This window comes from Rhodococcus sp. Z6_132, from assembly GCF_058133635.1.
In genome coordinates this window covers 548,385-570,623 of sequence record NZ_JBYUNP010000003.1, presented here as the reverse complement: position 1 = coordinate 570,623, position 22,239 = coordinate 548,385, and the positions used below count along the sequence as shown (strand labels likewise).

At 72.8% G+C, this 22,239-nt stretch carries 22 protein-coding genes; 13 read left to right on the top strand and 9 right to left on the bottom strand.

Features of this window, described 5'->3' with window-relative positions:
* Window positions 1-5: 5 nt before the first annotated feature.
* Window positions 6-881 carry an SDR family NAD(P)-dependent oxidoreductase gene (locus AC3YO9_RS15870; RefSeq protein ID WP_127782348.1) on the bottom strand — a complete coding sequence of 292 codons (876 nt, stop codon included), beginning with the start codon at window positions 879-881 and terminating at the stop codon, window positions 6-8.
* Window positions 882-884: 3 nt separating this feature from the next.
* Entirely contained in the window at window positions 885-2,573 is a 1,689-nt protein-coding gene (gene casI / locus AC3YO9_RS15865) for a steroid-22-oyl-CoA synthetase (RefSeq protein WP_489983850.1), read from the bottom strand.
* A 221-nt stretch (window positions 2,574-2,794) separates the two neighbouring features.
* On the opposite strand from casI, the gene AC3YO9_RS15860 reads away from it, so the two are divergent.
* Window positions 2,795-3,310: a nuclear transport factor 2 family protein gene (locus AC3YO9_RS15860; protein ID WP_489983849.1), complete on the top strand. Its 516-nt coding sequence runs from the start codon at window positions 2,795-2,797 to the stop codon at window positions 3,308-3,310.
* 13 nt (window positions 3,311-3,323) lie between these two features.
* Here the strand turns inward: AC3YO9_RS15860 and AC3YO9_RS15855 are convergent, their stop codons facing one another.
* The gene (locus AC3YO9_RS15855; RefSeq protein WP_489983848.1) at window positions 3,324-4,112 is read right to left on the bottom strand and encodes an SDR family NAD(P)-dependent oxidoreductase; all 789 of its coding nucleotides are present in this window, start codon (window positions 4,110-4,112) and stop codon (window positions 3,324-3,326) included.
* 287 nt (window positions 4,113-4,399) lie between these two features.
* On the opposite strand from AC3YO9_RS15855, the gene AC3YO9_RS15850 reads away from it, so the two are divergent.
* A complete protein-coding gene (locus AC3YO9_RS15850) occupies window positions 4,400-5,428 on the top strand; it encodes an alcohol dehydrogenase catalytic domain-containing protein (protein WP_127782344.1) in 1,029 nt (342 codons plus the stop codon).
* Window positions 5,429-5,441: 13 nt separating this feature from the next.
* Here the strand turns inward: AC3YO9_RS15850 and AC3YO9_RS15845 are convergent, their stop codons facing one another.
* Window positions 5,442-6,173: a PaaI family thioesterase gene (locus AC3YO9_RS15845; RefSeq protein ID WP_127782343.1), complete on the bottom strand. Its 732-nt coding sequence runs from the start codon at window positions 6,171-6,173 to the stop codon at window positions 5,442-5,444.
* Window positions 6,174-6,447: 274 nt separating this feature from the next.
* Between AC3YO9_RS15845 and AC3YO9_RS15840 the strand changes: the two genes are divergently transcribed.
* Together AC3YO9_RS15840 and AC3YO9_RS15835 are read left to right on the top strand one after the other, a co-directional pair.
* Entirely contained in the window at window positions 6,448-7,251 is an 804-nt protein-coding gene (locus AC3YO9_RS15840; protein WP_489983847.1) for an SDR family NAD(P)-dependent oxidoreductase, read from the top strand.
* Window positions 7,252-7,296: 45 nt separating this feature from the next.
* Window positions 7,297-8,226, top strand: a complete 930-nt coding sequence (locus tag AC3YO9_RS15835; RefSeq protein ID WP_489983846.1) for a TIGR03619 family F420-dependent LLM class oxidoreductase — start codon at window positions 7,297-7,299, stop codon at window positions 8,224-8,226.
* Here AC3YO9_RS15835 and AC3YO9_RS15830 read toward each other — a convergent pair.
* The gene (locus AC3YO9_RS15830; protein WP_489983845.1) at window positions 8,223-8,921 is read right to left on the bottom strand and encodes a TetR/AcrR family transcriptional regulator; all 699 of its coding nucleotides are present in this window, start codon (window positions 8,919-8,921) and stop codon (window positions 8,223-8,225) included. The two genes, AC3YO9_RS15835 and AC3YO9_RS15830, sit on opposite strands and share 4 nt — an antisense overlap.
* 127 nt (window positions 8,922-9,048) lie before the next feature.
* Between AC3YO9_RS15830 and AC3YO9_RS15825 the strand changes: the two genes are divergently transcribed.
* Window positions 9,049-10,566, top strand: a complete 1,518-nt coding sequence (locus AC3YO9_RS15825; protein WP_489983844.1) for an MFS transporter — start codon at window positions 9,049-9,051, stop codon at window positions 10,564-10,566.
* Window positions 10,567-10,636: 70 nt separating this feature from the next.
* On the opposite strand, the gene AC3YO9_RS15820 is transcribed toward AC3YO9_RS15825, so the two are convergent.
* Window positions 10,637-11,815: an acyl-CoA dehydrogenase family protein gene (locus tag AC3YO9_RS15820; protein WP_489983843.1), complete on the bottom strand. Its 1,179-nt coding sequence runs from the start codon at window positions 11,813-11,815 to the stop codon at window positions 10,637-10,639.
* Window positions 11,816-11,870: 55 nt separating this feature from the next.
* Window positions 11,871-12,731, bottom strand: coding sequence for an alpha/beta fold hydrolase (locus AC3YO9_RS15815; protein ID WP_489983842.1), 861 nt, complete (start codon window positions 12,729-12,731; stop codon window positions 11,871-11,873).
* 175 nt (window positions 12,732-12,906) lie between these two features.
* Between AC3YO9_RS15815 and AC3YO9_RS15810 the strand changes: the two genes are divergently transcribed.
* The 4 genes from AC3YO9_RS15810 (at window position 12,907) to AC3YO9_RS15795 (ending at window position 16,223) form a co-directional block, all read left to right on the top strand.
* Window positions 12,907-13,803: an LLM class F420-dependent oxidoreductase gene (locus tag AC3YO9_RS15810; protein ID WP_127782336.1), complete on the top strand. Its 897-nt coding sequence runs from the start codon at window positions 12,907-12,909 to the stop codon at window positions 13,801-13,803.
* Window positions 13,796-14,302, top strand: coding sequence for a nuclear transport factor 2 family protein (locus tag AC3YO9_RS15805; RefSeq protein ID WP_489983841.1), 507 nt, complete (start codon window positions 13,796-13,798; stop codon window positions 14,300-14,302). Before AC3YO9_RS15810 ends, AC3YO9_RS15805 begins: the two co-directional genes overlap by 8 nt.
* A 184-nt stretch (window positions 14,303-14,486) precedes the next feature.
* Window positions 14,487-15,404 (top strand): 3-oxoacyl-ACP reductase, encoded by a 918-nt coding sequence (locus tag AC3YO9_RS15800; protein ID WP_127782334.1) that lies wholly within the window; start codon window positions 14,487-14,489, stop codon window positions 15,402-15,404.
* Window positions 15,405-15,479: 75 nt separating this feature from the next.
* Window positions 15,480-16,223, top strand: coding sequence for an SDR family NAD(P)-dependent oxidoreductase (locus AC3YO9_RS15795; RefSeq protein ID WP_127782333.1), 744 nt, complete (start codon window positions 15,480-15,482; stop codon window positions 16,221-16,223).
* Between the two features lie 67 nt (window positions 16,224-16,290).
* Here AC3YO9_RS15795 and AC3YO9_RS15790 read toward each other — a convergent pair whose 3' ends face one another.
* On the bottom strand, window positions 16,291-17,913 hold the full coding sequence (locus AC3YO9_RS15790; RefSeq protein ID WP_489983840.1) for an acyl-CoA synthetase: 1,623 nt from the start codon (window positions 17,911-17,913) through the stop codon (window positions 16,291-16,293).
* 279 nt (window positions 17,914-18,192) lie between these two features.
* Here AC3YO9_RS15790 and AC3YO9_RS15785 point away from each other — a divergent pair, with 279 nt between their 5' ends.
* The 4 genes from AC3YO9_RS15785 (at window position 18,193) to AC3YO9_RS15770 (ending at window position 21,653) form a co-directional block, all read left to right on the top strand.
* Window positions 18,193-18,384 carry a hypothetical protein gene (locus AC3YO9_RS15785; protein WP_164860528.1) on the top strand — a complete coding sequence of 64 codons (192 nt, stop codon included), beginning with the start codon at window positions 18,193-18,195 and terminating at the stop codon, window positions 18,382-18,384.
* 82 nt (window positions 18,385-18,466) lie between these two features.
* A complete protein-coding gene (trxA, locus tag AC3YO9_RS15780) occupies window positions 18,467-18,838 on the top strand; it encodes a thioredoxin (RefSeq protein ID WP_127782330.1) in 372 nt (123 codons plus the stop codon).
* A 51-nt stretch (window positions 18,839-18,889) separates the two neighbouring features.
* On the top strand, window positions 18,890-19,567 hold the full coding sequence (gene deoC, locus AC3YO9_RS15775) for a deoxyribose-phosphate aldolase (protein WP_489983839.1): 678 nt from the start codon (window positions 18,890-18,892) through the stop codon (window positions 19,565-19,567).
* Between the two features lie 82 nt (window positions 19,568-19,649).
* Window positions 19,650-21,653 carry a SpoIID/LytB domain-containing protein gene (locus tag AC3YO9_RS15770; protein WP_489983838.1) on the top strand — a complete coding sequence of 668 codons (2,004 nt, stop codon included), beginning with the start codon at window positions 19,650-19,652 and terminating at the stop codon, window positions 21,651-21,653.
* Between the two features lie 3 nt (window positions 21,654-21,656).
* Here the strand turns inward: AC3YO9_RS15770 and AC3YO9_RS15765 are convergent, their stop codons facing one another.
* Window positions 21,657-21,983 carry a DUF732 domain-containing protein gene (locus AC3YO9_RS15765; protein WP_489983837.1) on the bottom strand — a complete coding sequence of 109 codons (327 nt, stop codon included), beginning with the start codon at window positions 21,981-21,983 and terminating at the stop codon, window positions 21,657-21,659.
* Window positions 21,984-22,239 lie beyond the last annotated feature (256 nt).

The window sequence follows — 22,239 nt, the reverse complement described above, 5'->3', positions numbered from 1 at the left end:
TCATCTCAGTGGTCCTCTTTCCCTGTCGGTGCCACGTCTTCGGCCGGTGTCTCGGCCAGCTCCCGCACCAGTCGCGGCGCGGAGACCACCGTGCCGAGGAAGCGGTCCGCCTGCGGCGAGGTGGCCAGCCACACGGCGGCGTCCGCGGCCATCGTGGCCGGGACAGCAGTGGCGCCGGCCTTCTCGATGGCGTCGGTGCCGCCGCGGGCCCGCCCGCTCTCGGTGATGACGAAGCCGGGGCTGAGGTTGTGCGCGGTGACCCCGTGGCTGCGGTACTCGGCGTTGATCGCGCCGGCCAGCCGCCCGAAGGCGGCCTTGGACGCGGCGTAGGACAGCCCCCAGCCACCCTCGCCGGGTGCGGCGGGCGGGTCCGTGGTGGCCGAGCCCGACGCCAGGTTGACGATCACTCCCCCACCAGCCGCCACCATCGCCGGCAGCACCTGCTGGACGAGGGCGAGCTGGTGCAGGTAGCTGCCGCGCACCATCGCCTCGGCGTCGGCCAGGTCGATCTCCAGCAGCCGGTCCATGTTGCCCGCGGTCTGCGCGTAGGCGTTGTTCACCAGCACGTCCACCCGGCCCCACTCGGTGAGCACCCGGGCACCGGCGGCCCGCACCGAGGCAAGGTCGAGCAGGTCCATCGGCACCGGCAGCACCCGCACCCCGCACGCGGTGATCTCGGCGGCGGTGGTGTCCAGGCTGCCCGGCACCGCGATGGGACCGGCGGGGTCCGACCGGGTCCGCGGGGCCACGGCACCCTCGCCCTCGTGCACCGTGCGGGCGGTGATGGCCACGTCGAAGCCGGCGCGGGCGAAGCTCAGCGCGACCTCCCGGCCGATGCCGCGACTGGCCCCGGTGACCAGGACGACCCTGCCGGTGCTCATCGGCTAGACCCCGAGGAAGCGCTGGCGGCCGTGGGTGGTGAACTCCGCGTCCAGCGCGTCCTTGTCGGCCTCGCTCATCAGCGTGTAGGTGGGCGCGCCACGCCCCACCCAGCGGTAGACCGGCTCGTCGCAGCGCCAGCGCTCGCCCTGCAGCGTCCGCTTGAGCACCTTGTTGGAGCCGGTCATCGGCAGGCTCAGCGACACCCGCACGAAGCGTGGCGCGGCCTTGGACCCGAGGTCGTCCTGCGCGCCCAGGAAGGTGGCCAGCTCGGCCGGGTCGAAGTCGTCCAGGTCGGCCACCTCCAGCGCAGCCATCACCTGGTCACCCGAGCGGGGGTCGGGCACGGCGTAGACGCCGGTGGCGATCACCTGGGGGTGGCGGCGCAGGATGCGCTCGATCATCAGGGCGGAGGTGTTCTCGCCGTCCACCCGGATCCAGTCGCCCTTGCGGCCGGCGAAGTAGATGTAGCCGTCCTCGTCCACGTAGCCGAGGTCGCCCGTCCAGTACCAGCCGTGCCGGATCTTCTCGGCGATGGCGTCCTCGTTCTTGTAGTAGCCCTCGAAGCGCTTGGCGCCGCCGCGGTCCACCATCTCCCCGATCGACTCGTCGGGGTTGAGCACCTGGCCGTGCGCACCGAGGCGGGCGCGGACGCGCTCCTGCCGGGTGTCGGGGTCGACGATGGCGATGTCGGCGTGCGCGGGACGGCCCAGCGCGCCGGACGGGGCGGCGGGGTCGAGCACCACCGAGCCCGCACCCTCGCTGGAGCCGTAGCCCTCGAACAGCTCGGCACCGAAGCGGCGGAGGAACTCCGACTTGTCCTCCGGGGACGCCTCGGTGCCGAACCCGCGCACCAGGGTGTTGTCGGCGTCGTCAGACTGCTCGGGGGTGGCCATCACGTAGCCCAGCGCCTTGCCCACGTAGGTGAAGAACGTGGCGCCGAAGAAGCGGACGTCGGGCAGGAAGCCGGAGGCGGTGAACTTCGGGGTGAGGCAGACCGTGGCCCCCACGGCCAGCGCCGGTGCCCACAGCGCCATCAGCGCGTTGCCGTGGAACAGCGGCATGCAGCAGTAGTCGACGTCCTCGCGGACGTGGCTGTACTTGGCGACGTTGGCGTAGGCCAGCCGCGCCAGCCGTCCCTGGCTGCACCGCACCGCCTTGGACATACCGGTGGTGCCGGAGGTGAACAGCAGCAGGAACAGGCTCTGCTCGTCCACGCCCGGCGCGACCGCGGGCTGCGTGCCCTGGTGCGCGGCCAGCTGCTCGGCGTAGGCGGGGCTGTCCACCAGCAGGAAGCGGTCCTCGCTCAGGCCCAGGTCCAGCGCGGCCAGCTGGGCCATGCCCGCGGCGTCGGTGACGATGAGCTGGCAGTCGACGTAGCGCACCTCGGCCTCGAGCTCGGCCCCGCGCCGGGTGGGGTTGATGCCCACGATGGTGGCCCCGCTCAGCGCGGCGCCGCCCAGCCAGAAGATGAACTCGGGGGTGTTCTCCAGCAGCACGCCGACGTGGAACGGACCGTCCTGGCGCAGGCTCTGGGCCAGGGCGCCGCGGGTGGCGCTCTCGTGCACCACCTCGTGCCAGGTCCAGTCCTGCTCACGGGTGCGCAGCCCCAGGTGCTCGTCGCCGAGGCGGTCGAGGAGCTGGGCGGCGACGGTGGCGCGCTGCTGCGCGCTGGGGACCTGGGTGCTTGCCAACTGGGTGCTTGCTACCTGCGTGCTTGCCAACGAAAAAGTCTCCTCGTGCGACGCGCAGGGACGCGTCTGGTGGGGGCGGCTTGGTGGTCACGGCCGGCGTCCGGCGCGCGCCCGAGGGGCGTCGGGGTGGACGCTAGCGGCGGCGCGCGATCCCTGGCCGCAACGTCTCACTCATCGGAAGCACCGTGGTGGGCAGCAGGATTGCGTGAGACGTTCGCCCCATGACTGACGCTGCGCTGCAGGAGCTGTTGGACAAGCAGGCGATCTACGAGGTGGTGCTGCGCTACTGCCGCGCCATCGACCGCCTGGACCTGGAGGCCGTCCGCAGCTGCTACCACCCCGACGCCGTCGATCACCACACCGGCTTCGACGGCGGCGTGGACGAGTACCTGGCCTGGGTGGAGCGCGGGCTGCGCCGCCTGGGCGGCACCATGCACCACGTCGGCAACCACCTGGTGGAGCTGCACGGCGACGTCGCCGTGAGCGAGACCTACCTGAGCGCCGCGCACTGGGGAGCCCCGGACGCACCGCCGGAGGCGAGCTTCACCTCCGGCGCCCGCTACGTGGACCGGATGGAGCGTCGCGAGGGCCGGTGGGCCATCGCCGAGCGCTGGGCGGTGCGCGAGTGGACCCGCTCCGACGCGGGCCGGCTCGTCCCGCCCAAGGCTGCGGGGCCGCGCGGACGCCGCGACGGCACCGACCCGGTGGACCAGCTCCGCGCCGCCCTGCGCGGCTAGCGGGCGCTCAGCGTCAGTCGACGGTGGGCGCCCACTGCACGCCGTTGATGTGGCTGCCGCCGTCCACGTACAGGGTGTTGCCGGTGACGTAGCGGCAGTCGTCGCCGCCCAGGAACACCGCCACCGGACCGATGTCCTCCAGCGGGTCGCCGACGCGGCCCATCGGGTTGCCCGCCGCCATCGCCGCCGCGTTCTCCGGGCTGGCGGCGGCCATCCGCTGGTAGGCCGCGCTCATCGCACCGGGGCAGATGACGTTGCAGCACACATGGTGCGGGGCCCACTCCCGGGCCGCGGTGCGGGTGAGGGTGCGCAGCGCCTCCTTGGCGGCGTTGTACTGCACCGAGTACATGTGCGCGTTGACGCCGTTGAGCGAGCAGAGGTTGATCACCCGGCCGGTGCCGTGCTCGCGCAGGTGCGGCAGCGCGGCCTGCATCGCCCAGAACGCCGCCATCACCGCCATGTCGAAGCCGCCGCGCAGCTGCTCGTCAGTCATCTTTTCCAGCCGGGCGAAGCCGCTGCCGCGCCAGGCGTTGTTCACCAGCACGTCCAGGCGGCCGAAGCGCTGCACCGCGGTGTCCACCATGGACAGCACCTGGGCCTTGTCGGTGACGTCCACGGGCACGAACACCGCCGGCGTCCCCCACTGCTCGCCGATCCAGCTCACCGTCTCGCGGCCGGCGGCCTCGTCGATCTCGGCCACCACCACCGAGGCACCCTCGCGGGCGTACGCGCCGGCGATGCCGCGCCCGATGCCCATGCCCGCACCCGTGATGACTGCGACCCGACCGTCCAGCTTGCCCATGGTTCCTGCTCCTCGTTGCCGTCACGGTGCGTGCGTTTTCCGCGGACACTAAGTGCCACGACGAGGCGCTGACCTGGGCATCTCGGTCACCGAGAACTCCTGTGCGGCACCGTTGACACCGCGGTGTCGCCGTCATAGCGTCCTGCCCACCAGGGCCTCCGAGCAGCACCGTCCACCCCGGGCACCCGCCTCGCCCGGACCCGCGACCCCGCCGGAGACCTCCGTGAGCCGTTTCGCCCGCCCGTCCTACCCCAGCGCCTCTGCGCCCTCCCCCGAGGGTCGCTGAGGTGCGGGCGCTGCAGCTCGTCTCCCCCGGCCAGGTGGCGCTCCGCGAGGTCGACCTGCCGCCCATCGCCCCCGACGAGGTGCTGGTGAAGGTGGCCGGCGCAGGCGTGTGCCACTCCGACCTGCACCTGCTGCACCTGCCCTTCCCCGCGCCACGGGCGATGACCCTGGGCCACGAGACGGCCGGCCACGTGGCCACGGTGGGTCCGGCGGTGGAGGGCTTCGCCGAGGGCGACGCGGTGCTGGTCTACCTGGTGTGGGCGTGCGGCACCTGCCGGGCGTGCGTGCAGGGCCGCGACAACGCCTGCCTCGCCGCCGGGCGCCAGGGACTTCCGCCGTGCCCGGGCCTCGGCCTGGACGGCGGGATGGCCGAGTACATCGCGGTCAAGGCCCGCTTCCTGGAGCCGCTGGGCACGCTCGACCCGGTGACCGCCGGGCCGCTCGCGGACGCGGGACTCACCCCGTACCACGCCATCAACGGGGTGCGGCAGCGCCTGGAGCCCGGCGCCACGGTGGCCGTGCTCGGCGTCGGCGGCCTCGGGCACGTGGGCCTGCAGATCCTGGCGGCCACCTCGGCGGCGCGGCTGGTGGCCGTGGACCCCTCCCCGGACAAGCGTGAGCTGGCGGCCCGCCACGGCGCACACGCGGTGCTCGACAGCGACGAGTCCACCGCCGCGGCGATCCTGGAGCTCACCGACGGCCACGGCGCCGACGTGGTGCTGGACTTCGTCGGCTCGCAGTCCACCGTGGACCTGGCCACCTCGGTGGTGGGCGCCGACGGTGCGCTGCGCTTCGTCGGGCTGGCCGGCGGCAGCTTCCCCTACAGCGCCGGCGCCGACGCGCTGCCCTGGGGCGTGGACGTGCGCCGCACCTACGCCGGCACCCGCAGCGACCAGCGCGCGGTGCTCGCGCTGGCCGAGCAGGGACACCTGCACCTGCAGGCTCAGCAGTACGCGCTGGAGGACGGCGCCAAGGCCTTCGCCGACCTGGAGGCCGGCACCGTGCTGGGCCGGGCGATCCTGGTTCCCTGAGCGCGCGAGGTCGCTAGCTCTCCGGCTGCTGGTGCCCGGGACGGGGCAGGTGCTTGTTGATGAACAGCCCCTGGGCGCTGACGCACACCTGGCCGTCAGCCGTGGCGATCTGGCCCTCGGTGCGGATCTTGCGGCCCTCCACCGACACCTGGCGCCCGGTGATGGTCAGCGGCTCGAACAGCGGCGTCGGCCGGTGGTAGCGCAGCGTCAGCTCGGCGGTCATGCCGGAGTCGCCCGCCCAGTAGTTGGCCACCCCGAGCGTGTGGTCGAGCAGCAGCGCGGACACGCCACCGTGCACCATCCGCGGCGGCCCCTGGTAGGGCAGCGTCAGCGTGACCACGCCCTCGATGGAGCCGTCGTCCTTGCCCGCCAGCACCACCGGCGGGGCGATGGCGTTCTCCGGCCCGGTCACCGGGTCGTGCCGGGTGACGCCCTCGCCGCCCCACATGTCCGCCAGCCGCTCCTCCACCTCGGGGCAGTGCGCCTCCAGGTTGTCCGCGATGGAGTCGAGCTCCTCGGTGATCCGGGAGAGGTCCGGGCTGTCCCGGCTGGTGCGCAGCAGGGCGTCCACGAGGCGCCGCGCGGCGCGGGTGGCGCGGTCGATGGGGTCGCCGGTGGGCGGAGAGGTGAGCACCGGGCCGCGGGCGTCGCCGTCCGGGTCCACCGGGTCCGGCCCGGCCAGGAACGGCGTCTGCGTGTCCCGGTCCTGTGGGGAAGGGCTCTGCGGGGAAGGACTGCTGTCCATGCTGGACCTCCGTGGTCGCGTACAGGCACCGCCGCCTGCACCTCGCGCCGGGGCCAACGCGCTCCCCCGAGCACCGGTCACCAGCCACCGCTGTGGCCGGGTCCCGCCGATCGTCTCACCCAGCTGCGGCGGCCGGCGCGCACCGTCCCTGTCACCGGTCGGCGGCACTGATCGCGTTGTCCGCAGGCGTCTTCCGCTGATCAAGACCTGCTCGGACATCACCCTGCGCGCCTGCCAGGCTGAGCCGGCGAACACCCTCAGCAAGGGAGAACCTGTGCCCGACCCTGTTGCACCGCCCACCGCGCTGCTCGCCGGCCGCACCGCCCTGGTCACCGGGGCCGCCGCCGGCATCGGTGCCGCCATCACCACCCTCTACGCCGCCCACGGCGCCACCGTGCTCGCCGTGGACACCGACGCGGCGGCACTCGCGGACCTGCCCCCAGGAGTGCAGACGCTGGTCGCCGACGTCACCGACCCGGACTTCCCGGCCCAGGTGGCCGAGCACCCGGTGGACGTGCTGGTGAACAACGTCGGACACTTCCTGCGCGCGCCGGTCACCTTCGCCGACGCCTCCCCCGAGGAGTGGGAGCCCCTGGCGGAGGTCAACCTGAACCACGCGCTGCGGCTGACCCACGCAGTGCTGCCGGGCATGATCGCCCGCGGCCGCGGCGGCTCGATCATCAACCTCACCACCGTGGAGGCCCACCGCGGCATCCCCGGCCACGTCATCTACTCCACCTACAAGGCGGCGCTGCGGCACTTCACCCGCAGCCTCAGCCTGGAGGTCGGTCGGCACCAGATCCGGGTGAACAACATCGCGCCCGACCTCATCGAGACCCCGCAGGTGCCCTACCAGCGCCTCGTCGCGCCCGAGGACCGCGAGCGGTGGCCGCGCTGGGCCCCGCTCGGCGGACCCGGCCAGCCCACCGACGTCGCCGGACCCGCGCTCTTCCTCGCCTCCGACCTGTCCCGCTACATGACGGGCTCCACGCTGCACGTGGACGGCGGCAGCCACGCCGCCGGCGGCTGGTTCCCCCGCGCGGACGGCTCCTGGACCAACCGACCGATGAACGCCTGAGCTCCTGTCCTGCCACCGTCCGACCACGCCGAAGGATCCTCACCCGTGCGCCCCACCCTCAGCCTGAACGTGCCCAACTTCGGACCGCTGCTGGCCCGCGACGGCTACCGCCACCTCATCGAGCTGGCCGAGCGCGCCGAGGCCGCCGGGATCGACCGCGTCAACGTCACCGACCACGTGGTGATGGGGCCCGACACCTCGGCCTACACCTGGGGCCCCTTCGCCACCGAGCCGGACGCGATGTGGCTGGAGCCGCTCACCGTGCTGTCGGTGATGGCCGGGCGCACCCGCACCATCCGGCTGGGCACCGGGATCGTCATCGCGGCGCTGCGTGGCGCCGCCGTGCTGGCCAAGACCGCCGCCACCCTGGACCTGCTCTCCGGCGGGCGCCTGGACCTGGGCGTGGGCACCGGCTGGCAGGCCAAGGAGTACGAGGCCGCCGGGATGGACTTCGCCCGCCGCGGTCGGCTGCTCGACGACACCCTCGCCGGGTGCCGCGCCCTGTGGGAGCAGGCCCCCGCCTCGGTGGACACCCCCACGGTGTCCTTCAGCGACGCCTACTGCATGCCCCGCCCGCCGGCCGGCGCCCGCATCCCGATCTGGGTGTCCGGGACGCTGTCCACCCCGGTGGTGCGACGGCTGACCACGTGGGGCGACGGGTGGATCCCGATCATGGGCGCCACCCACGACGACATCGCCCGGGGTGCCGACCAGCTGCGCGGCGCCTTCGCCGACGCCGGCCGGGACCCGCAGCAGCTGCAGGTGCGCGGTCGCCTGGCGGTGGCCCGCAGCGCGTCCGGCGAGATCGACTGGGACGCCACCGCCGCGGACGCGGCCGCGCTGCTCGCGGTGGGCTGCACCGACGTCAACGTGGCGCTGCAGGTGGTCGACCCGGACCCCGACCGGGCGGCCGAGCAGCTGCCGGCGCTGGCCGCGGCCTTCGCCTCGGCCCACACCGGTGAGGCGGTGCGCTAGCGCGAGCCCAGCTTCTGGATGCGGCGCATGGTGGTGTGCAGCTGCTCGGTGCTCAGCGCGGGGGTCTCCAGCGCGGTGCAGCTGTCGCGGCTGGCCCGCAGCCCGTCGAGCACGATGCCCAGGGTGCGTCGCCACAGCTCGGGCTGGCCGCCGTCCACGTGGCCGCTGGCCGCCTGCACCGACAGCGCCAGGATCGGCAGGTCGGTGGCCTCGACGTCCGGCCGCAGCGCCCCGGCCTCCTTGGCCCGCCGCACCAGCAGCGCCACCTGCTGCTCCAGCACCAGCTGGGTCTGCTCCACCGCGTCCACCAGGCCGCGCTGGGTCGCCGTGTTGGCCGAGCACAGGGCCCGGGTCGGGCCACCCACCACCAGGTCCCGCAGCCCCCGGTCCTCGGCCAGCATCCGGGTGTTCTCGGTGAGGAACGACACCAGCCCCTCCCACGGGTCGGCCACCTCGGTGGCCGACCGGGCCAGGGCCATCAGCTCCTCCAGCCGGGAGACGAACAGGCGCTCGATGAGCTCGTCCTTGCCGGTGAACCGCCGGTAGACGGTGCCCACGCCCACCTGGGCCTGCTCGGCGACCTCGGCCAGCGTCGCCTCGAGCCCGCGCAGGGCGAACACCTGCCGGGCGGCGTCCAGGATTCGCTCGAGGTTGGCCCGCGCGTCGCTGCGCAGCGCCGGGGTGTTGCGGGGCATGGCGCGGACCCTACGCGGGTGATCTCGGGCCGGCGCCCCCACCGGCAACTAAGCGGAACCTATCGTTCCGGACTGTTACCGTGGCGCGGAATCTCTCGTTCCGCTTCTCTCCCGGAGGCCTTTTCGCATGACCCAGACCCACGGCACACCGCCAGCGACCGAGGGGGACAGCCGCCGCCGGTGGCTGATCCTGGCGGTGCTCAGCGTTGCCCAGCTGATGGTGGTGCTGGACGCCACCATCGTGAACATCGCTCTGCCGGAGGCGCAGCGCTCGCTGGAGTTCGGTGACAGCGAGCGCCAGTGGGTGGTCACCGCGTACTCCCTCGCCTTCGGCAGCCTGCTGCTGCTCGGCGGGCGGATCAACGACCTCTTCGGCCGCCGCAACTCCTTCATCGTCGGGCTGGTCGGCTTCGCCGCCGCCTCCGCCCTCGGCGGCTGGGGCCCCAGCTTCGAGGTGCTCGTCGCCGCCCGCGCCCTGCAGGGCGTCTTCGGTGCGCTGCTCGCTCCGGCGGCCCTGTCCCTGCTGTCGGTGACGTTCGCCGGCTCCGCCGACCGCGCCAAGGCCTTCGGCGTGTTCGGCGCCATCGCCGGTGCCGGCGGGGCGATCGGGCTGCTGCTCGGTGGCGTGCTCACCGAGTACCTCTCCTGGCACTGGTGCCTCTACGTCAACGTGATCTTCGCGATCGCGGCCCTGGTCGGCGCGGTGCTGTTCCTCCCCCGCAAGGCCGAGGGCGGCCACCGGCACCGGCTGGACTGGCCGGGCACGCTGCTGGCCACCATCGGCCTGTTCTTCCTGGTCTACGGCTTCTCCCACTCCGAGACCCACGGCTGGTCGGACACGCTCACCCTGACGTTCCTCGCGCTCGGCGTGGTGCTGCTCGCGGCCTTCGTGTGGGTGGAGACCCGGGTGAGCCACCCCCTGCTGCCGATGCGGGTGGTCGCCGACCGGCTGCGCGGCACGTCCTACCTGGTGATGCTCATCGCCGCCGTGGGCATGTTCGGCATCTTCCTGTTCCTCACCTACTACATGCAGCAGACGCTGGGCTACAGCCCGGTGGTCACCGGGTGCGCGTTCGTCCCGATGGTCGCCGCCATCGCGGTGTCGGCGTCGGTGCTCGGTGCCCCGCTGTCCGCCCGGTTCAGCCCCCGCATCCTGGTCAGCGCGGGCATGGCCATCTCCGCGCTCGGCCTGGGGCTGCTCACCGGCATCGAGGTGGACAGCTCCTACGTCACCGGTGTCCTGCCCGGCCTCGTCCTCTTCGGCCTCGGCATGGGCCAGGTGTTCTCCAACGGCATCGCCGCCTCCACCAGCGGGGTGCAGGACGAGGACGCCGGCGTGGCCTCGGCCACCGTCAACACCGCGCAGCAGGTCGGTGGATCCATCGGCGTGGCCCTGCTGAGCAGCGTCGCGGCGTCGGCCGCAGAGGGCTACGTCAGCGACAACCTGGCCGCCGCCCAGGCCGCCGGCGGTGACCCGGCCATGCTGGCGCAGCGCCTGGCCGAGGGTGCCGCGCTGTCCAGCTACCACTCCGCGTTCTGGCTGGCCGCGGCGTTCTTCGCCGTCGGCGCGGTGCTCTCCGCGATCCTCTACCGCAACGAGATCCCCAACCACGACGCGCACGGGGCGCCGGCCATGGCCCACTAGCCAGCCTGCCACCACGCAGCAGCGGCCGCACCCCACCGGGGTACGGCCGCTGCTGTGCGTCAGGCGCAGGTCAGATGGTGTTGCGCATCATGCCCTGCGGGTCGCCGCCCAGCTCGAGCAGCGCGGTGGCGTGGTAGATCGAGCCCGGCACGTGCACCGCGTGCACCAGCCCGGCGTGCGCGTCGCGCCAGAAGCGCTGCAGCGGGGTGTGCAGGTGCAGCGCGCCACCACCGGAGCGGTCGAAGATGTCGTCCACCGCGCGCACGGCCCGACGGGCCGCCGCGACCTGGGTGCGTCGTCCCCGGGCGCGGTCCTCGAAGCTGACCTCCTTGCCGGCGTCGACGGCGTCGAAGAAGCGGTCGGTGGTCTCCAGCAGCGCGGCGCGCGAGGCGGCGATGTCGGCCGCCGCGTCACTGATCGCGTAGAGCACGTACGGGTCTTCCTTGATCTTGGTGCCGGTGACCGCCACGCGGTTCTTCTGCGCCGCGACGTGGCAGGCCATCGCACCCTCGGCGATGCCGATCACGGCGGAGGTGATGCCCAGCGGGAAGATGGCCCAGTACGGGTACTTGTACAGGGTCTCGGTGCGGCCCTGCTCCTTGACCAGCGTGCCGTCGCCGACCTTGGCGGCGTCGATGGTGCGGTACTCGGGGATGTACGCGCCCTTGACGGTGACGTCCTTGCTGCCGGTGCCCTTGAGCCCGACGACCTCCCAGCTACCGTCCACGATCTCGTAGTCGGGGCGCGGCACCAGCACGTGGATGACCTTCGGCGGCATGATCGGGGTGCCGTCGGGGTTGCCCACCATGGCGCCGATGAACAGCCACTGGCAGTGGTCGGTGCCGGAGGAGAACGACCAGCGGCCGTTGAGGATGTAGCCGCCGTCGGTGGGCGTGGCGATGCCCATCGGCGCGTACGGGGACGCGGTCCAGGTGTCGTTGTCCTCGCCCCAGACCTCCTCCTGCACCTTCGGGTCCGCCAGCGCCAGCTCCCACGGGTGCACGCCGACGATGCCGGTGAGCCAGCCAGTCGCGCCGTCGAGGGCGGCGGTGGCCATCACGGTCTCGGCGAACTCGCGGGGGTGCGACTCGGAGCCGCCGTACTGCTTGGGGGCGAGCATCCGCATGACGCCGGACTCGCGCAGCACCTTGGCGGCAGCGTCGGTGAGCTTGCCGCCCGCCTCGTTCGCCTCGGCGTTGGCCCGGATCTCGTCCGCCCGCGCCATGATCGTGTCCAGAACCTGGCCCATGTCTTCGTTCTCCTCTAGGTGTTGCTCGCCGGACGCCGGATGGCGGGCGGGATGATCAGCTGGCGTCGGGTCGGGTGAGGAAGGCCTTGACTGTGCGCAGCCACGCCTCCCTGGCCTCGATCATCGCCCAGTGGCCACAGTTGGGGAAGATGTGCAGCTCGGCGTCGGCGATGGTGCGCATTGGCAGCAGCGCCATGTCCACCGGGCTGACACGGTCGTCGCGACCCCAGGTCAGCAGGGTCGGCGCGGTGATCTTGTGCAGCTGCGCCCAGTACGGGATCGCGTCCTTCTGCGCCGCGGCGGTCGCCGCGAACGCCTTACTGCTGTACATCTTGCGCGCCCCGGCCAGGGTCTCCGGGTCGGTGGCCAGCGCCCAGCGCTCCTCGATGAGCTGCTCGGTGACCACGGCCCGGTCGTAGACCATGGAGTGCAGCCAGCGGACGAGGCCCTCGCGGGTGGGGTTGTCGGTGAACTCCATCAGCAGCTTGATGCCCTCGCCGGGGCCGGGGCTGAAGATGTTGCGCCCGATGCCGCCGATGGTGACCAGCTTGTGCACCCGCTGAGGCATGTGGATCGCCACGTTGGCGCCGACGATGCCGCCCATCGAGTTGCCGATGATGTCCACCGCGCCGAGGCCGAGCTTGTCCAGGAAGGTGGCCACGGAGACGCCCGCGGTCATCATCGGGTGACCCTCGGTGGGGTCGCTGACGCCGAAGCCGGGGAACTCCAGGATGAGGCAGCGGAAGTCCTCCGCGAGCTCACCGAGCACGCCGCGGTAGTTGCGCCAGCCGGTCACGCCGGGACCCGAGCCGTGCAGCAGCAGCAGCGGGGGGCCGTCGCCGGCCTCGTGGTAGCGCAGCACGCCTGCGTCGGTCTCCAGCTCGCGCCGGGTTCCCTCGAAGCTCACATCAGTCATTCATCCACCTCAGGTGACAGTCGGCCGCGTCGTTGCGCGTCAGTGACGCTAGACACGCTAACCCGCCGGTAATCGCGCGGTCCCGATCAGCGAGATCCCGACCCGGTCGCCCGGCGCGGCGCGACACCATGCCCTAGTCCATTTACCTCTCCCAGCCCCCGAGGAAGTGCCAGCAGTGCGCATCGGACTCAGCTCACCCATCGTGGTGCAGCACCCGTCCACCACGTCCGAGTGGGAGCGCTCCGCGGGCATCGCCGAGCTGGCGCGCGTGGCCGAGGCCGCCGACGGGCTGGGCTTTCACCACCTCACCTGCAGCGAGCACGTGGCGGTCCCGGTGGACGTGGCCCAGGAGCGCGGCGGCACCTACTGGGACCCGCTGGCCACCCTCGGCTACCTCGCCGCCCGCACCCGCCAGGTCCGGCTGACCACCACGGTGCTGGTGCTCGGCTACCACCACCCGCTGGAGATCGCCAAGCGCTACGGCACCCTGGACGTGGTCAGCGGCGGCCGGCTGGTGCTGGGGCTCGGCGTGGGCACCCTGCGCGAGGAGTTCGAGCTGCTGGACGCGCCGTTCAGCGGCCGCGGCGCCCGCGCCGACGACGCGCTGCGAGCGCTGCGCGCCTCGCTGTCGCAGCCGGAGCCGAGCTACCACGGCGAGCACTACTCCTACGAGGGCTTCCTGGTGTCGCCGCACGCCCAGCAGGCGCGGGTCCCGCTGTGGATCGGCGGCCGCACCCCGCGCTCGCTGCGCCGCGCCATCGAGCACGGCGACGGGTGGGTGCCCTTCGGGCTGGGCCTGCGCGAGCTCACCGAGCTGCTCGGTGCCGCCGAGCTGCCCCCGCAGCTGGAGGTGGTGCTCTCCCCCGGCCGCCAGCTCGACCCGCTGGGCGCCCCGGACGCCTGTGCCACCGCGCTGAGCCGGCTGCGCGACGCCGGCGCCACCGTGGTGAGCGTCGCGATCGACGCCACCGGCGCCCAGCACTACTGCGACCAGCTGCACGCCCTGCGCGAGCTCGCCGAACCACTCGGCGCGCGCTTCACCCCGCCTACCGAAGGATCCCTCGATGACTGACGTCGACGCCCGCCTGGCTGCCCTGGAGCAGCGGGTCGCCCTGCTGCAGGACCACCTGGACATCACCACGCTGATCTACACCTACCCCGCGGCGGTGGACAGCGGCTCGGCGACGACGGTGTCGGGCCTGTGGACCGAGGACGGGGTCTACGACGTGGACCCGCGCCCGATGAACGGCCGCGCGGAGATCGAGGCGATGGTGGGCTCCTCGGCCCACCAGGGCTACATCCACGACGGCTGCGGCCACTTCCCCGCGCCGGCCCGCGTCACCGTGGACGGCGACACCGCGGTGGCGATCCAGTACACGCAGCTGATCATGAACAAGGTGAACGCCGCCGGCTTCCGCATCGCCCGGCTCACCGCCAACCGGTGGGAGCTGGCCCGCGGCGCCGAGGGCTGGCGGGTCACCAAGCGCACCGGTCGCGTGCTGGACGGCCGCCCCGAGTCCCGCGAGATGCTGGCCGCCGGGGTGGGCGGGCAGCCGGTCTCGCGCCCCTGATCCCTGCCGCCGGGCGGCCGTGGTGGGTAGCGGTTGCTGACCTGCGCGGGGCGGCTGGGGCGTACTTGCAGACGTACCCAGGTGTTCCGATCACCGGGACGTCGGCGCTGCCGCACGGTCAGCCTGCCTAGCATCTGCCGGCAGGTAGTCCCCTGCTCTCCCCCGTACAAGGAGCCGTTCGCAAATGGTTGAGTCCCTGAGCTTGGACGGCAAGGCCGCCGTCGTCACCGGTGCGGGCGCAGGCCTGGGCCGCGCCGAGGCGCTGGCGCTGGCCGGTGCCGGTGCCGCCGTCGTGGTCAACGACATGGGCCCGGCCGCGCACGACGTGGTGGACGAGATCAAGGCCAGCGGTGGCCAGGCCGTCGCCGTCCTCGGCGACGTCTCCGACTGGTCGCTGGGCGACACGCTCGTGCAGACCGCGGTGGAGAGCTTCGGCTCGTTCGACATCCTGGTGAACAACGCCGGCATCCTGCGCGACAAGATGATCTTCAACCTGTCGGAGTCGGACTGGGACGACGTCATCCGGGTGCACCTCAAGGGCCACGCCGCCACCTCCCACGCCGCGGCGGTGCACTGGCGCCAGAAGTCCAAGGACGCCGGTGGCCCCATCTTCGGCCGCGTCATCAACACCTCCTCCGAGGCGTTCCTGTTCGGCTCCGCCGGCCAGCCCAACTACTCCGCCGCCAAGGCCGGGATCACCGCGCTGACGCTGTCCACCTCCCAGGGCCTGCAGCGCTACGGCGTCCGCGCCAACGCCATCTGCCCGCGGGCGCGCACCGCGATGACCGCCGAGGCCTTCGGCGAGCAGAGCGAGCCCGGCGCCGACCCGCTGTCCCCGGACCGCGTCGGCACCCTGGTCGCCTACCTGGCCTCCCCCGCCTCCGAGGAGATCACCGGCCAGGTGTTCGTCGTCTACGGCAAGATGGTCGCGCTGATGGCCGCCCCGCAGGTGGAGAACCGCTTCGACGCGGCGGGCTCGGCGTTCTCCGTCGAGGAGATGAACGACCAGCTGACGCCGTACTTCTCCGGCCGCGGCCGCTACGAGACCTACTCCGCCTACAACGTCGCCGCGCTGGAGAAGCCCGCGCTCGCCATAGACTGACGTCGAGCGGGCACCTCCCCCGCGGATCTCTCCCGCAGGACCCGAGCCTGACCTACAGCACCAGCTAGGAGCGCCATGCGCCTGGACGGAAAAGTCGCGATCGTGACCGGCGGGGCAGGCGGCATCGGCCGCGGCATCGTGCAGGCCTTCACCAAGGAAGGTGCCCGGGTCCTGGCCGTCGACGTCAACGACGAGGCGGGCCAGGCCCTGGCGTCGGAGCTGGGCGAGTCGGTGCGCTTCCTGCGTACCGACATCTCCCGGCCCGAGGCGGCGCAGGAGATCGTGGACGCCGCGGTGGCGGCCTTCGGCGGACTGCACGTGCTGGTCAACAACGCCCACGCCTCTCGCCAGGCGCCGCTGCTGGAGCACACCCAGGAGATGTTCGACCTGTCGTTCGGCACCGGCTTCTACCCCACGGTGCACCTGATGCAGGCCGCACACCCCCAGCTCAAGGAGCACGGGGGCACGGTCATCAACTTCGCCTCCGGGGCCGGCCTGAACGGCCAACCCACCCAGACCTCCTACGCCGCGGCCAAGGAGGCCATCCGGGCGGTCAGCCGGGTGGCGGCACATGAGTGGGCCCGCGACGGCATCACCGTCAACATCATCAGCCCGCTCGCTGCCACCGAGGGTGTGCGCAAGTGGCAGGAGGAGCACCCGGCGATGGCCGAGGCGGTGCTCTCCGGTGTTCCGCTGCACCGCTTCGGCGACCCCGAGCAGGACATCGGCCGGGTGGCGGTGTTCCTGGCCAGCGACGACGCCCGGTACATGACCGGGCAGACGCTGATGGTCGACGGCGGCAGCATCATGCTGCGCTGAGCTGCACGCTCGCCCCCACGCACGCAGACAGGCCCGGACCAGCAGGTCCGGGCCTGTCTGGTCGGCGCTAGCCGCGGGTGCTGGGCGCTGCTGCCTCGGCGCCGGCCTCGGCGACGGTGGCCTTGGCCCAGCGGTAGTCCGCCTTGCCGCTGGGCGAGCGCACGATGAACGGTGCGACCACCAGCGAGCGGGGAATCTTGTACCCGGCGATCTGGGTGCGGCAGTGCTTCTGCACGTCCTCCAGGCTGGGCTCGTCGAAGCCCTCGCGCAGCTGGACCACCGCGCCCACCCGCTCGCCGTAGAGCGGGTCGGGGGCGCCGGCGACCAGCGCGTCCATCACGGCAGGGTGGCTCTTCAGCGCCTGCTCCACCTCCTCGGGGAAGACCTTCTCGCCGCCGGTGTTGATGCAGCCCGAGCCCCGGCCCAGCAGCACGATGGTGCCGTCGGCCTCCACCCGGGCCATGTCGCCCAGCACCGACATCCGCACACCGTCCACCACCGGGAAGGTGGCGGCGGTCTTGGCCGGGTCGTTGTAGTAGGCCAGCGGGACGTGGCCCCGCCGGGCGAGGTAGCCCAGCTCGCCCGAACCGGGCTCCACCGGCTGCAGCGTCTCGTCCACCACCACGGCGTTGGCGCTGGGCGCCATGCGCATGGACCCGTCCTCCCCCATGGCCAAGGTGCCGTCGGCGCCGGACTCCGAGGCGCCGAAGCTGTCCCGCAGGTAGAGGTTGGGCAGCAGCTCCGTGAGCTGGGCCTGCACGGTGCGCGACCACAGGGCGCCACCGGAGCCGATCATGAACAGCGAGCTGAGGTCGTGCTCACCGGCGTGGGCGGCGATGGCGTCGGCCAGCGGCCGGGCGATGGCGTCGCCGACCACCATCACGCAGCTGACCGCCTCCGCCTCCACCAGGCGCAGCGCCTCGACCGCGTCGAACTGGCGCATCAGCACCTGCTTGCTGGCCATGAAGAACCCGCTGAACAAGGAGTACACCGCGGCGCCGTGCATCAGGGGCGCGGTCACCAGGAACGTCATCGGGGTCTCCGCCGCCGCGGCGGCCGCGGCCACCTCCGCCGCGCTGGTGTAGGAGTCGCCGTAGTGGTTGCCCCCGCCGAGCGCGGCGTGGAAGAAGTCCTCGTGGCGCCACACCACACCCTTGGGCATCCCGGTGGTGCCGCCGGTGTAGATCACGTAGTGGTCGTCGTTGCTGCGCTCGCCGAAGTCACGCTCGGCGGACTGGGCAGACACCCCCAGCTCGTAGTCCACGTGGGTCACCGCACCGAGGTCGGCGTCGGTGGCGCCCAGCGTGAGCACGTGCTTGACGGTCGGGCAGGCCGGGAGCACGGCGGCCGCGGTGGCGGCCAGGTCGCCGTCCACGATCACGCCGACCAGCTCGGCGTTGCCGTACAGGTAGCTCAGCTCGGCGTCGGTGTAGCGGAAGTTGATGTTGATCGGCACGGCCCGCGCCTTCAGGCAGCCCAGCAGCGACTCCACGAACTCCAGGCTGTTGCGCATGTGCAGACCCACGTGGTCGCCGGGCCGGATCCCCAGCTCCTGCAGCTGGTGCCCCACCTGCGTGGCCCGGGTGTCCAGCTCGGCGTAGGTCCTGCGCTGGCCGTCGCAGACCAGCGCCACCCGGTCCGGGATCGCGTCCGAAACGGCTTCGTACAGGTCAGCGAGGTTCAGCGACATGGTCGTCCTTCGTCAGCGGGCGGCGCGGTGCCTGCGGCACGGGTGCGCCAGTGTGTTCTGCGGCACTGCCATTCCCGCACCCCGGCGGGGGCCGACCAAGCGCGGCTACCGGTCAGTGAGACCAGGACCACGCCACGCCGGGCCGGGCGCTCGCCGACACGCCGGGCCAGGAGCGCGGAGCTGTCGGGGCCTGGTGGTACCAACATCAGCAGAGCTTGACCGAGGCTTGACCCCCAGATCTGCGAGGTGCGTGTGATGAGTGACCAGTGCATTGACTGCGTGAGCGAGAGCGACCACTGCCACGGCACGCTGATCGTGCACCTCAGCCACGTCCTGGAGTGCACCGAGGACGGCTGCGTGGTGCTGGACTCCGCCCGTCACGACCTGCTGCTCACCTGCGACCGGCTCGGCAGCGCCTGTGACTGCCTGCCCAGCCTGCCCGCCGACGAGCGCGAGCTGCTCAGCGCCTGAGGACGAGCGCCGCTGCCCGGGATGAAATCGTCGGGTCGCGACGTTGTCCGAGCCACGGGGTAACCAGCACCGAAAGGACGTCATGACGACCACCAACCTGACCAAGGAAACCTTTCCCACGGCGATCCAGGAGCCGGGAGTGGTCCTGGTCGATTTCTGGGCCAGCTGGTGCGGTCCGTGCCGGGCGTTCGCGCCGGTCTACGACGCCGCCGCGGAGAAGCACCCGGAGATCACCTTCGCCAAGGTGGACACCGAGGCCGAGCCCGAGCTCTCGGCGGCGCTGAAGATCATGTCGATCCCCACGCTGATGGCCTTCCGCGACGGCATCCTGGTCTACAGCCAGCCCGGCGCCCTGCCCGAGGCGTCGCTGCAGCAGCTCATCACCCAGGTGGAGGAGCTCGACATGGACAAGGTGCGGGCCGAGCTCGCCACCGCGGACAGCGCCTCCAGCTGAGCCCGCCTGCTGGCGGATCGCGCGGCACGCACTACCCGTAGCGTGCCGGCCATGCCGACAGCACCCCTCACGCGCGCCGGACTGGCGCGCCTGGTCGACCACACGCTCCTCAAGCCCGAGGCCTCGGCCGCAGCGGTTCGCGCCGCTGCGGCCGAGGCCGTTCGGCTGGGGTGCGCCTCCGTCTGCGTCAGCTCCGCCCGCCTGGTGGACGCCGCCCCGGTGGTGCGGGACACCGGCACCGCGCTGTGCACGGTGATCGGGTTCCCCGCCGGCGCGGTGCTCACCGCGGGCAAGGTCGCCGAGGCTCGTGCGGCCCTCGCGCTGGGCGCCACCGAGCTGGACATGGTCGCCGACCTCGGCCGAGTGGTCGATGGCGACCTCGTCGGTGTGCAGCACGACATCGCCGCCGTGCGCGCCGTCACGCCGGCCGACCACGTGCTCAAGGTGATCCTGGAGACCGCGGCGCTCAGCGACGAGCAGGTGGTGCTCGCGTGCCGGGCCGCCGAGCAGGCCGGCGCCGACTTCGTGAAGACCTCCACCGGGTTCCACCCCACTGGTGGCGCCACCACCGAGGCGGTGCGGCTGCTGCACCAGTCCGCGCCCGCGCTGGGGGTGAAGGCATCCGGCGGCATCCGCAGCCTGGCGGCGGCCCAGGCGATGCTCGACGCCGGTGCCACCCGGCTGGGCATGAGCGCCACCGCGGCCGTGCTGGCCGAGCTGCCCGAGTAGTCCGGGCAGTCCGGCACGCCCGCTCCCAGACCCCGTCCCGGGATGCGCTCATGGGGCGCTCGCCCCTGCCGATGGTCACCTTGTGGCATCTTTTGATTACTTACTGTGCTCAATCCTGCGCAACCCCGGCGCGCCGGCTCGCCGCCGCTCGCCGCGCCTGGTAACGCCCCGCGCACCGGGCCGCGGCGCCGGTGCGCTGTTCGTCCGCCGGTTCGCGCGCACCGCCGCCCTCGTGTCGGTGGCCGCCGCGCTGATCGCCACCTCCGGCACGCCGCCGGTGGAGGCGCCGGTCCGGCTGGCTGCCCTCAGCGCGGACGCCCAGGTCACCATCACCGGCCACGGCTACGGCCACGGGCGCGGGATGGGCCAGTACGGCTCCTACGGCTACGCCACCCGCCACGGCTGGAGCCACCAGCAGATCCTGGCGCACTACTACGGCAACACCGTGCTCAGCCAGGTCGGCAACCCGCTGATGACGGTGCGGCTGACCGGCAGCGACGGGCGCGCCATGTCGGTGTTCTCCGACCGCGGCTTCTACGCCGGTGGTACCTGGATCGCCCCTGGCGACGCGGTCACCATGGTCGCCAAGCCCAGCGGCGGCGCCACGGTGACGGCGACGGCCGGCTGCGGGGGACGCACCTACTGGGTGCGAGACACCGCGGGCACCCGAGCCGACCCGCCGGTGGAGGGGCTGAACCGCCCCACCGCCGAGCACCTCCGCCTGTGCAGCACCGGCACCCGGTACCGCGGGTCGCTGGTGGCGGTCAACGACGGCGGCGTGCAGCGCACCGTCAGCTCGCTGTCCACGGAGGACTACCTGCGCGGGGTGGTGCCGTCGGAGTCCCCCGCCAGCTGGGCCGACAGCGGCGGCGCGGCGGCGCTGCGGGCGCAGGCGGTGGCCGCCCGGTCGTACTCGCTGTCGGAGTCGCGCTACCGCTACGCCAAGACCTGCGACTCCCAGTCCTGCCAGGTCTACACCGGCTCCGGCGCCGAGGACCGGCGCAGCGACACCGCCATCCTCGCCACCGCCGGCGTGGTGCTCACCCGGGGCGGCGCCGCGGTGCGCGCCGAGTTCTCCTCCTCCACCGGCGGCCACACCGCGGGTGGCCTGTTCCCCGCGGTGCCCGACGCCGGCGACGCCGTCTCGCCCTACGCCACGTGGACCACCACCGTCACCGCCGGCTCCATCGCCCGCGCCTACGGGATCGGCGAGCTGGTGAGCATGGACGTCAGCGCCCGCAACGGCCTCGGCGTCGACGGCGGCCGGGCGACGCAGGTGCGCATCGTCGGCACCCAGGGCACCGTCACCCGCACCGGCGACCAGGTGCGCATCACCCTGGGGCTGCGCTCTGACTGGTTCCGCATCGCGGTCCCTGGCACCGTCCCTGGCACCGTCCCGGGCACCGTCCCGGGCACCACCCCCGCCGGCTTCAGCGTGGGCGGCGCCATCGGCGAGCGCTACCAGGTCCTGGGCGGCGCCCGCAGCATCCTCGGCGCGGCCACCACCAACGAGCTGGGCACCGCCGACGGGGTCGCCCGCTACAACCACTTCCAGGGCGGCTCCATCTACTGGTCCCCCGCCACCGGCGCCCGTGAGGTCTACGGGTCCATCGGGGAGCGCTGGGCGGGGCTGCGCCGGGAGGCCGGCCCCCTGGGCCTGCCGATCACCGGCGAGCTGGGCACACCCAACGGTCGTGGCCGCTACAACCACTTCCAGTCCGGGTCGCTGTACTGGTCGCCGACCACCGGCGCGCAGGAGGTCTACGGCGCTGTCCGGGACGTGTGGGCCGCGCAGCGCTGGGAGGCGGGCTTCCTGGGCTTTCCCACCACCGGTGAGACGGCCACCAGCAAGGGCACCGGCCGGTACAACCACTTCGAGGGCGGGTCGGTCTACTGGTCGCCGGCCACCGGGGCCCACGAGGTGCACGGCGCGATCCGGCAGGCCTGGGCCGCTGGTGGCTGGGAGACCGGCTCGCTGGGCTTTCCCACCTCCCACGAGCACGACGTGCCGGGCGGACGGGCGTCGCGCTTCCAGGGCGGCACCCTGACCTTCTCGTGGGCCACGGGGCAGGTCGTGCGCAGCTGACCCTCAGGGGGTCAGCAGGTAGGTGTACTGCGGGCAGTAGACCCTGACCGCCTCGCCGGCGAAGTACCCGGCCAGCACCGCGGAGTAGTCGTACGGCGGATCCATCAGCTCGTTGGCCTCCGCCGTCAGCCCGCTGCCCTGGGACAGCCCCTGGCACACACCGCGAGCGCCGACCACCTGCACCGCGTCGTCGGGCGTGACGATGTCCCTTGCGCGCATCCGAGCCAGGAAGTCGGCGTCGGAGTACGAGCTGCCATAGGTGGGATAGCCGCCGTAGCCGGGGTAGCTCGGGTAGGGCACGTACTCGGTGTAGGTGGAGCCAGTCGGCACCACGTACACCGTGGTCCCCGGCGGCGGTGCTGCCAGCGGCGGTGAGGTGCCCGACGGGGAGGCAGCAGGCGGGGTCGTGGATGGCGGGGTCGTGGCAGGCGGTGGCGAGGGCGTGGTCACGGGGGACGAGCCGTCGGCTCCGCACCCCGTCGCTCCCAGCCCTGCCGTCGCGGCGAGGGCGACCACCGCACCGGCGATCCGGGTGTTCACTGGCATGGGCTCGTCCTTGGCTGTCGGGCTGCGCCCGCGCCAAGGT